The sequence below is a fragment of the Methylophaga sp. UBA4204 genome (assembly GCF_002379485.1).
In the GTDB taxonomy this organism is placed as follows: Bacteria; Pseudomonadota; Gammaproteobacteria; order Nitrosococcales; family Methylophagaceae; genus Methylophaga.
This window is the reverse complement of record NZ_DFTU01000020.1, coordinates 30,846-40,998: the sequence shown is the minus strand read 5'-3', so window position 1 is coordinate 40,998 and position 10,153 is coordinate 30,846. Positions and strand designations below refer to the sequence as shown.

Annotated in this window: 10 protein-coding genes and 1 pseudogene; 3 read left to right on the top strand and 8 right to left on the bottom strand. The window is 46.9% G+C overall.

Annotation, left to right across the window (positions count from 1 at the left end):
• Positions 1-394, bottom strand: a pseudogene (locus B3182_RS02715) (hypothetical protein); the annotation flags it as partial.
• A 285-nt stretch (positions 395-679) separates the two neighbouring features.
• Between B3182_RS02715 and B3182_RS02710 the strand changes: the two are divergent.
• Positions 680-1,426: a glutaredoxin family protein gene (locus B3182_RS02710; protein ID WP_292400367.1), complete on the top strand. Its 747-nt coding sequence runs from the start codon at positions 680-682 to the stop codon at positions 1,424-1,426.
• A gap of 138 nt (positions 1,427-1,564) precedes the next feature.
• On the opposite strand, the gene B3182_RS02705 is transcribed toward B3182_RS02710, so the two are convergent.
• The 4 genes from B3182_RS02705 to B3182_RS02690 form a co-directional block, all read right to left on the bottom strand.
• Complete coding sequence (locus tag B3182_RS02705; protein WP_292353508.1) at positions 1,565-3,037, bottom strand: hypothetical protein; 1,473 nt, start codon at positions 3,035-3,037, stop codon at positions 1,565-1,567.
• 214 nt (positions 3,038-3,251) lie between these two features.
• Positions 3,252-3,950, bottom strand: a complete 699-nt coding sequence (locus B3182_RS02700) for a class I SAM-dependent methyltransferase (protein WP_292353507.1) — start codon at positions 3,948-3,950, stop codon at positions 3,252-3,254.
• Between the two features lie 39 nt (positions 3,951-3,989).
• Positions 3,990-4,667: a methyl-accepting chemotaxis protein gene (locus tag B3182_RS02695; RefSeq protein WP_292353506.1), complete on the bottom strand. Its 678-nt coding sequence runs from the start codon at positions 4,665-4,667 to the stop codon at positions 3,990-3,992.
• Between the two features lie 289 nt (positions 4,668-4,956).
• Positions 4,957-5,532, bottom strand: coding sequence for a CatB-related O-acetyltransferase (locus B3182_RS02690; RefSeq protein WP_292353505.1), 576 nt, complete (start codon positions 5,530-5,532; stop codon positions 4,957-4,959).
• A gap of 421 nt (positions 5,533-5,953) precedes the next feature.
• Between B3182_RS02690 and B3182_RS02685 the strand changes: the two genes are divergently transcribed.
• Entirely contained in the window at positions 5,954-7,333 is a 1,380-nt protein-coding gene (locus tag B3182_RS02685; RefSeq protein ID WP_292353504.1) for an alanine/glycine:cation symporter family protein, read from the top strand.
• Between the two features lie 28 nt (positions 7,334-7,361).
• Here the strand turns inward: B3182_RS02685 and B3182_RS02680 are convergent, their stop codons facing one another.
• Complete coding sequence (locus B3182_RS02680; RefSeq protein ID WP_292353503.1) at positions 7,362-8,213, bottom strand: PA4780 family RIO1-like protein kinase; 852 nt, start codon at positions 8,211-8,213, stop codon at positions 7,362-7,364.
• A 137-nt stretch (positions 8,214-8,350) separates the two neighbouring features.
• On the bottom strand, positions 8,351-8,692 hold the full coding sequence (locus B3182_RS02675) for a Fis family transcriptional regulator (RefSeq protein ID WP_292353502.1): 342 nt from the start codon (positions 8,690-8,692) through the stop codon (positions 8,351-8,353).
• 236 nt (positions 8,693-8,928) lie between these two features.
• On the opposite strand from B3182_RS02675, the gene B3182_RS02670 reads away from it, so the two are divergent.
• The gene (locus tag B3182_RS02670; RefSeq protein ID WP_292411468.1) at positions 8,929-9,216 is read left to right on the top strand and encodes a DUF3144 domain-containing protein; all 288 of its coding nucleotides are present in this window, start codon (positions 8,929-8,931) and stop codon (positions 9,214-9,216) included.
• A gap of 144 nt (positions 9,217-9,360) precedes the next feature.
• On the opposite strand, the gene B3182_RS02665 is transcribed toward B3182_RS02670, so the two are convergent.
• Positions 9,361-10,153, bottom strand: a 793-nt coding sequence (locus tag B3182_RS02665; RefSeq protein WP_292751425.1) for a lytic transglycosylase domain-containing protein, incomplete at its 5' end; no start/stop codon positions are given.

Sequence of the window (10,153 nt, the reverse complement as noted above, 5' to 3'; positions counted from 1 at the left end):
CGACGCCATTGCCATGCCCCATAGCAGCAAGCGTATGTCCATCAGCAAGCATATGAAAAACCGGCCGCGTTCCGGGATCTTCCGGCCGGAACCAGTGCCAGCGGCCAAGGTTATCGAGTACCCAGCGTTTTGCTGCTTCGGTTTCTGCCCAATTTGAGATAGCGTTGGGAATTTCCGGATCCGGCGCCAACGCAGTCATCGCACATGACCGGCAAAAAGCACCTTCTTCGGGTGCTATCCAGTTGCAACCAATAATCTCACGGTTTGCACAGAATGGCGGCATGGGCAGGAATGCCCGCGCCTGGGGATCATAGGCTACGGGTGTACCTTCGGCAGTGGTCAGATTGTGGAACCAAAGGGTTCCTGAGCCAACCGGATTTGAGAATGCCAACATATAAAATAAAGCTCCTGGCTAACGACCAAATACGCAAATAGTATTCTTGTGTAAAAGTTAACCTATACCCTTTTGAAACAATAACCAACTATCCTGAAACAGATATCCGTTAATCCCTCCAGTGAATATCGCTAATAAAATCAGAGCCGACAGGATGGTATTATTTTGAAAAAACAATCAAAGAAGTCTTACCGTATAGTAAAGGGCAAGTAGCGAAAGGAACTTCTTCGCTCTGCAAGCCCCCCAAAAGATAAAGCCATTTATAAAAACAAGGAGAAGAATTCGATGTCATCTGATCCAACAAAACAAGCAACGCTCTATCGTATGGTCATGGACAAGCATGTTTGTCCGTTTGGCCTGAAATCCCTGGATCTGCTTAAACGTGAAGGTTATGAAGTGGAAGATAAATGGCTGACTTCACGCGAACAAACCGATGCGTTCAAAGAGCAGCATGATGTGGAAACGACACCCCAGACATTTATCAACGAAACCCGTATTGGTGGATATGACGCGTTGCGGCAGCACTTCGGCAAGAAGGTAAAAGCCAAGGACGAAACCAGTTATCAGCCTGTATTGGCAGTATTCGGCGTTGCCGCCCTGTTGGCTCTGGCGATAAGCTGGATGTTGGGCGAAGGTCTGCTGAGCATCCGTACTGCCGAGCTGTTTATCGCCATTAGCATGAGCATTTTGGCGCTGCTCAAATTACAGGATGTTGAAAGCTTCTCAACCATGTTTCTCAACTATGACCTGTTGGCACGTCGGGTGGTGCCCTACTCCTATGTGTATCCTTTTGGTGAATTGCTGGCAGGCGTTCTCATGGTGGCAGGAGCAATGCTGTGGTTGGCTATCCCTGTCGCATTATTTATCGGCACGGTCGGCGCGGTATCAGTGCTCAAGGCAGTGTATATAGACAAACGCGAACTCAAATGCGCCTGCGTAGGTGGTGGCAGCAATGTACCACTGGGATTTGTATCGCTCACCGAAAACCTGATGATGATCGCGATGGGGCTGTGGATGTTCAGATACTTCTAGGACAATAAAATCCTAATGCAAAATATAGCTTAAATCGAGTGTAAAACAGCTGAATCAAAAGGGCCAGAGTCAGACTCTGACCCTTTTGATCCAAAAGACATTGGCTCGACGCAATGAGGGTTGCCCCTACGTCGATGATTATTTCAAAAGACGTGCTCGGCCAGCCCAAAGTCCGAAAAGGCCGAAAGCGAAAAGCGGTAATGCCGCAGGTAGTGGCACCGCACTCGGATTCATAAACTGTCTTGCAAGCGCTTCTGTCGAGAAAGAGCCATCAGTGCCAAATGTCCATGATGAAAAGTTAGTGAATTTTCCTGAGAACAGTTCATCACTCGCAATACCGAAGGACATGTATATCAACGTGTCGGTGATATCAAATGACAAAATATTAGACAGTGAAAAATCATTGAAGAAAACACTATTCTCTCCCAAGCCGCCATCAAAAATGCCGGTGCTCAGCATACCTGAAGTTGAAGTAAGCCCATCCACAATCAGCTTGTCATCGCCAGCGCCAAAGATAACATCACCGATAATCTCGCTGTTGCCACTTAGTTGCAAGCTACTATTACCCTGATTGGGTGCAAACTGGATTGCAGTACCTGACCGGCCAACCAAGGTACCGCTGTTCTCAATCGTGATCTCAGAAGTGCTGGCCACATCTGTACCAATCGCGTGGACGCCTTCGATATAGCCTTCGTTTACGATGGTCAGTGGACCTGCAGTGCGAACCTCACCTTGCGTAGGCTCGTACAATGAATCTACGTCGATGCCATTACCGCCTTCCAATGGATTACTCGCCGATCCGGTGGAGACAATGACGCCCGAGGCGTGGTTGTGCACCTTACCCTCGTCGATGTCGATTCCATCATCGCTACCGAGGATCACGCCGTAGTTATTGGCTTCCCCGCTGGCAAATTGAACACCGTCTTCATCGTCAGTGGCACCTGTATTCATCCAAGTCTGCGTGCCAGCATCCCATGACAACCCGTTCAACGCGATAGTGCCGTGGTTTTCAAGCGTGAAATTCTCTCTCGCTTCAATCACTTCCTCACCGCCAAGCAACGTACCGTAGTTAATCACAGTGCCACCTGGTCCACGGCTCTGAATGGCGCGACCATCAGTACTTTGAATCAGGCCATAATTGGTAATATGTGCGTTTTCCAGTTCGGCATCATTGTCCAATCTGACGGCCTGGTTTTCCGCGAAGATTTTTCCAGTTTCACGGTTGATCAGTGTGAAATTATCGGCGTCATCCTGAAGACGGATACCCCGGTCACCGCCACGTATAGTGCCGGAATTGTCGATTGTGAGGTTTACACCCTTGCCACGAATCGCATCATCATCGCCACTTTCAATCAGGCCCTGATTATTCAGCGTCTGGTTGGATCCTTCCAATTGCACCGGACGTCCAGTTGCACGGACAATCTGTGCTCCGCTTTCAACGGTCACTGATAGGTTGTCTCTGTTGTCATTGATACTGCCGCTGTCTGTTGGGGTGCAGATCAGCGTCGGTGAATCACTCGTGCCACCAGGAATACAGGTTGCCGCCATTGCTGGCACGTTATACAGAGCTGCCAGTATTGAAGCGAGTACTAATTTTTGCGTATTTTTCACGTTACCTCCAAGTCAGATAATGAACATCGGGACTGAAGATAGTGATTTATTGTGACAACTCTATGAATGTTGCAATTAATGTGAACCAGGACGCTAAATGAAAACTGAAGATGTGATAACAGAATGGTTAAGCAACTTGAGTTTATTTACTTACCGACTGAAGCTGTTTCTACTCAGACTTTTGTATAAGAGGACGCTGCTATTTTAGTTATTTTTACGTTTGCAATTTGGCAAACCAGGCATGAATCAATCCTGCTTGAAAGAATTGCACAGGCATACAAAAACCTGCTGATTTAATGATGTCAGCGACCTTGGTGGGAGGCAGAACCGCTACATCTTTGGCATAGGCATCTCTTATCTGGGTTTGTTTTTCAGCTGTAATGCCAGCCCCCGCCATCATTGTCATCCATGTATGCAATAAGGCTTCATATTCATCCGATCCTAATTGTGAAGCTAAATCGGCACTTGCCAATATTCCACCCTGTTTCAGTCTTTGAGCAATTTCACCAAACAGCTTTGTGCGCAGCTGTTGATCCAGAATAAACTGGGAAACCAGAAAGCAGGTTGCTGCGTCATAAAGCTGTTTGTCAGGTAAAGAGTCAAGATAGCCTTCATGAAAATGACAGCGACTCGTCATCCCTTCCTCTTCAACCTTTTGACGACAGACAGCAAGCATGGCACCTGAAGGCTCTACCGCCGTAAACTGCCAATTGGGAAATTTCCTGGCAAGATGAATCAACTCTTTGCCTGTGCCAGCTCCCACACAAAGAATGTGAGCATCTTCAGCTAACCCCGCAAAAACAGATTCCAGCAAAAAATATAAACCATTATTGATGGACGCCATTCTGGCCCATTGCTGATCGTAGCCTGAAGCTTGCTGATCGAAAATGTCCTTAATTTCTTCGGGTTGCATGTTATGGCATTGCCTTTATCTGATCGCCTGGATAAATAATTACTTAAGCAGTGCGTCGAGCTCTTTGGTTAATCGGGTGATTTCGGTAGTGGCATGCCCCGTATTCTCGGCCAGTTTTTTTACCTCGGATGCAACTACAGCAAAACCTCGACCCGCGTCTCCAGCACGTGCGGCCTCAATACTGGCATTCAAGCTAAGCAGGCGGAGGGTTTTCAACATATCCAAAATGGTATGGGTTTGCTTGATGATGTCCTCGCTATGGCTTTCCACTTCATCCATTCTGGATTGACGCTCCAGTTCCTGCAATTTCCTGGCTTGTATCGTGGTCACCACCCCCTCAAGAAACGCCACTTGATTATTGTCGTCAAATACCGGGCCGCCCTTTTCATTCACCCAAATGGGGTCACCCGTTTTGCATTTTAAGCGGTAATCCACATCCCAGTTCTTACGCTCTTCAATAGCTGCCGCCACTGCATCATCGACAGCCTGTGCATCCTCCTCGTGGATCAGATTCACGTAGGAAGTAAGTTTGTTGCCAATTAACTCCTGATGTTTATAACCGGTCAGCTCCTGGACATTGCCGAACATGTTCAGCATGGTGTAGTCATTGTCCATGCGGCAACGATACAAAAAGCCAGACATGCGGCTGGAAATACTTTCAAAGATGTTTTGATTATCTATTGGCGTTCCGTTGGGAAAGGCTTCAATGATGCTCATGGTCTCTCTTCCATTAATAGAGGTTGATAACACTCGCATTAAAGCGTGCGAGTTATGAGCGTCGCCTTTGACGCGTTTTGTTGCATTTATTCGGATGAAGGAATCCACTAGACGTCCAGTGACCTCACCCCGTTTATAAAGCAAAGTAAACAATAGATGAAGTTGATAAAGAAAGAAACTTCCCCCGCATAACCAGTAAGTTAGATGTCTGCCACTTAATTTCTCGCCAAACCAAAGCATCCTTATATCAGAACAGTAGGTTTTAAATTGCAATGCACATCAAACATAATCAGGCTCTAAACGAAGCAACTAGTGACTTCAGTAAATCAACCGTCGGCTCTGAAGATAAGGTTTGGCTCAGCTCTTTAATTACGCTGATAGGCAAATCCCACCATCTTAACTCCAAAAGTAACGCTCTTATTTCCTCATCGAACCTATATCGAATGTGTTTTGCAGGGTTTCCACCGACAATTTCATAGGGAGCAACATCCTTAACAACGTGAGCGTTGGCAGCAATAACAGCTCCGCTTCCAATTGTTACGCCAGATACAATAGTTGAGCCATAGCCAATCCAAACATCATGGCCGATCACGACGTCACCATTACTAGCCGGATGGCCTTTTATTTCCCGGCCTCCTAACTCATCAGCCATTTGATGACCAAATGGAAAGGTAGTGATCCAATCAGTTCGATGGTTTGAGCCAAGAAATATAGTGGTTTTCATTGCAATTGAACAGAAACTGCCTATTGTCAACGAAACGCCTTCCGAGCCGAATACTTGCAAGTACTCATAACCATAGGTACATGGTCCAATTGTGACCTTGCTGTTTTCAATAATCCCCTGCTGAGTATCCAAACTCGCCATAATAATTTTTATCCTGTAGATATTCTGGCCATTCAAATAACATGCGCTGAAATTAAGGCATACATAATGAATAATCTAAGAGCATTGTTTATATTCATTCTCAGTCGAAAAAGGGAAGATTCCCTTTTATTATCCATCAAGGAATATGCCAAAAAACGTTACCTGATGTTTTAACAAGAGTAAGTGTTGCACTCTAAATAGCGTTGCTTGTCATCATCAAGAAAAAATACATCATCACGTCAATTATCTAACTGGGTAATGAGGTATGGAATTTTGAAATATATGTCGGCTATTTCGAGCATAGCAATAGACTAGAATATTAACCAATTGAAGGGAAGCCTCCCCACTCTTGTCGAATGTCTTTTGAATCTGTACCGGCAAAGCGCTAGGGTAAAAGCCTGAACACAATCAGGATAACAACATGGAAGCGCTTTTTACCGCCTTCGCCAATTTTATGTGGGGCCTGCCGCTGGTTATATTGCTGGTAGGAGGTGGGCTGTTTTTTGTGGTGTATTCGGGTGGCCTGCCCTATCGCCATTTCAGACATGCCTTACAAATCCTGACAGGACGCTTTGATCGTGAAGGCGATGAAGGTGATATACCCCATACTCAGGCACTGAGCACTGCCCTGTCCGGGACGCTGGGACTGGGCAATATTGCCGGTGTAGCGTTGGCAATTACCATGGGCGGCCCAGGCGCCATATTCTGGATGTGGGTGACAGCCATCATCGGTGTCGCCACCAAGTTTTATACCTGCTCCCTGAGTGTAATGTTTCGCGGCAAAGACAGTGAGGGCAACCTTCAGGGTGGTCCCATGTATGTCGTACGCGAAGGTCTGGGCAAGCGCTGGTGGCCACTGGCCGCGCTGTTTGCAGTCGCCGGGCTGATGGGAACCATGCCCGCCTTTCAGGTTAACCAGTTGGTACAAATTGTCCGTGAAGTGGTGGCTGAACCTGCCGGCTGGGCCACGTCACAAAGTCATTTCACATTTGATCTGGTGATGGGGGTACTCATTGCCGCCCTGGTATTGTTGGTGACGACAGGCCATATCCAACGCGTTGGCCGCGTTACGTTACGTATGGTACCGGTTATGGTATTGCTTTATCTGGGGATGACCGCCCTGCTGTTGATGCGTTTCGCCAGCGAAATTCCGGCCGCTTTTCAGCTGATTATTACCGATGCCTTTTCCGGTGACGCCGTCGCGGGGGGCGCTATTGGCACCGTCATTCTGATGGGCGTGCGCCGCGGGGCTTTTTCCAACGAAGCCGGAATTGGTACCGAGGCAATGGCCCATGGTGCGGCACGTACCAATGAACCCATTCGTGAGGGTCTGGTTGCTATGATGGGGCCAGTTATCGATACCCTGTTGGTATGTACCTGTACTGCTCTGGCCATTCTGGTGACCGGTAGCTGGCAAGTTGATGGCGACATCGATGGTGTGACCCTGACATCACAAGCATTTGAAACCGCCTTCCCCGGTATCGGTGCCTATCTGCTTACCGTTGTCGTGGCGCTGCTGTCACTGAGCACCATTTTTACCTTCTGGTATTACGGCAGCAAGTGTCTGGGCTTTCTGATTGGGGCGCGACATCAGCACCATTACGTCTGGATTTACGCCGCACTGGTGGTTTTTGGCAGCGTGACCAGTCTGCCGGCCATCATCGGCCTCATTGACGGACTCTATGCGACCATGGCGATACCGACCATGATTTCCGCACTGCTGCTCGCCCCTAAGGTCAACCGCGCTGCGCGGGACTATTTTCAGCGGCATGGGAAGCAGTCAGAGGATCAGCCAACTTGATTTTTTCTAAAAATAATACGGTTAAACCTTAATCATCCTTATCACGTAACCACAATTGCCTTTCTTGTTCTTCTTCCAGGATCGCTTTAATTTCAAGCATAACCCCATCCACATCAGCGGCTTGAGTATCTTCTTCAAACAGACCAGTGAGTTCTGTATCAGGTAGTAATTCCCCATTTTCGAAGAGCGACCATATTTCTTTGTCGAAATGCGTTTTACGAAGTTCGGGTGCGAATTGAGCATAGTAACGGGTCATATTTTGCACATCACGAGTTAACATAGCTTGTGCATTATTATTCGCCACCGCATTCACCGCTTGTGGCAGATCGATAATCACCGGGCCATGCGCATCGACCAGAACATTAAACTCTGACAAATCGCCATGAACTAAGCCAGCACAAAGCATTTTTTTCACCGAATGCATGACCATCATGTGGTCTTCGATGGCTTGCTCGGCAGACATGGAGACATCGTTGAGGCGCGGCGCGACATTACCCTCCTCATCCGTAATCAACTCCATCAATAACACGCCATTCAGGCAGTCATAGGGCTGAGGCACTCTCACACCGGCACTGGCAAGCAAATACAGTGCATCGACTTCGGCATTCTGCCAGGTTTCTTCCTGCTGCTGACGACCAAATTTAGAGCCTTTTTCCATCGCCCGGCCCCGGCGACTATTGCGTACTTTTCGTCCTTCCTGGTATTGAACGGCTTTTTTAAAGCTACGCTTGACCGCATCTTTATAGACCTTGGCACAGCGTATTTCATCACCACATCTCACTACATAGACATCGGCTTCTTTGCCGCTCATTAAGCGACTAATCACTTCATCCACAAGGCCATCATCAACAAGCGGCTGAATTTGTTTTGGTATTTTCATTATTCGGTTTTTATCGCTCAAACGTATCCAGTAAAAGATACCGTGTAGTATAAACTACAGCCGCTTGTTTAAATTAGTTGGTGACTGATGCTTGCTTGTTTGTCTAATAAATAGAGGTAAGAGTTGATTGATATTGGTTAACCCAACCTAAGTGCCCAATTACCATTGTGGTATTGATTACAGTTATCTTCAGAATCGTATGCGATATGATCACCAAGGCGTTTGAGCTTGATATCCATCGTTTTAAATTCAGCTTCAATTAGAGATATCAATGCTTGGCTGTCATCTGATTGGAGGTAATTTTTCAAATTCTCGTTGGTATCAAATACACAAACAACCATTAAGCTATTTGGATAATCATCATAGTTCACCAAGTGCGTTAGCCACTGGAAACCAGCGATATTTTTTAATCCTTGTTCACATACATCGGTCAATTTCAGTCGAAGTTCGTTATCAATTTTTTTATCAGTTTTACGCATAGTTCATATTCAGTCTAATGATTTAATAGAGGACTCATAAGGAAGACAGATCGAGTTAATTGATGAGTGCTAGTCCAAAAACTCTGTCGCGTTTTACTGTCTTTAGTGAACCTAAAACTGCTCAGGTTTTTCTATCTGATATTATGTGTTGCGTTCAATTGGCTTACATAGCCAATAACAACCTCATCACGACTGCTATCAAATTTCAAACCCATAACATTAATGAGAGAGAAAGAATGAGTGAAAATTCACCAACAAAAACATTTCAACAACGTGTCGATGAATTCATTGCCCTTGCTAATCAACAAGCATCAGACAGCAGTGTAGACGACGCCAATACATCTATTCTATTTTCAGCTGCACGCTTTAATGCCTTCAGTGTCGCCCGTTCGGTTGAAAGTGCAGAAAATCTACAAGCCGAAAAACAAGCCGCCATTGAATACTTCACTCAACGCTACGCAGAAATGCTCAACCAAAATCTGGAAGAACATATTGCACGTTTTGATAGCTTTAGACAGAAATAATCAATCAATAAAATGCTAGGACATAAAGCCCTGTTCTCTGTAAACAGGGCTTTATTTTGATTGAAGGTGCTCAGAGTTTACTGCAGTAAAGGCACCGCTCTGAGAAAAGCAAAATCAATCTGACTGAAACCTTGAACTCTGGTGTCAACCACCGACCGAGTAGCAGCTTGAGATGTCCGGCCATTTATGGGCCTTGATGGTCGTGTAATGTTGCCAGAATGCATTGTCGATGGCCTTCAATTGGGCTGAGGTGTCTTCGCGACGGTATCGTGCCAACTGCCCAGGACCGCCGTTATAAGCGGCGTAGGTTGCCTTTACCAAATTGTCAGCACCGCCGGGCTGTTCGTGCTCGCCTTTACGGATCGCATAATCAAGCATGTAATGGGTCAAAATATCGATACCGGCGTTCACATTGTAATCAACCTCATCCACGAGACGGTCCAGATCGTAGACCTTGCGCCAGACCCGACCGTTGATCTGCATCATGCCCACCGCCCCTCCGGCTGAACGCAACACTTGAGGCTCGCCACTCGAAATTACGAGGTGGCGCCAGCAGGACTCTTTCCATGCTGTGGCACGAACCAAAGGATCCAGTCGCTCCGCCATCATCTCAGGTACGCTATCATTTTTAGCCAGCCAGGCACTGGCTTCTTCCTCCAGTAAGCTGTCGACCAGCTCAAGGTAATCATTAAGGTTATCCGGTCGCGGGACCACCCCCTTTAGAGCCTCGGCTGGTTGGATACTTTCAGCATGAGCGTTCGACATCAGCCAAGACCCTATCCAGCCAAAACCACCGGAGATTTGTCCCGTCAATTCTGCTGGTGTAAATACGGCCTCGTCTTTGGCATTAAATCCAAACAAATCGCGAAACTCTGGATCAACCTCCAACGGCAAAGGTGTAAAACTCGGAGGCACCGCTTCGGCGAGCAGCAAGCGG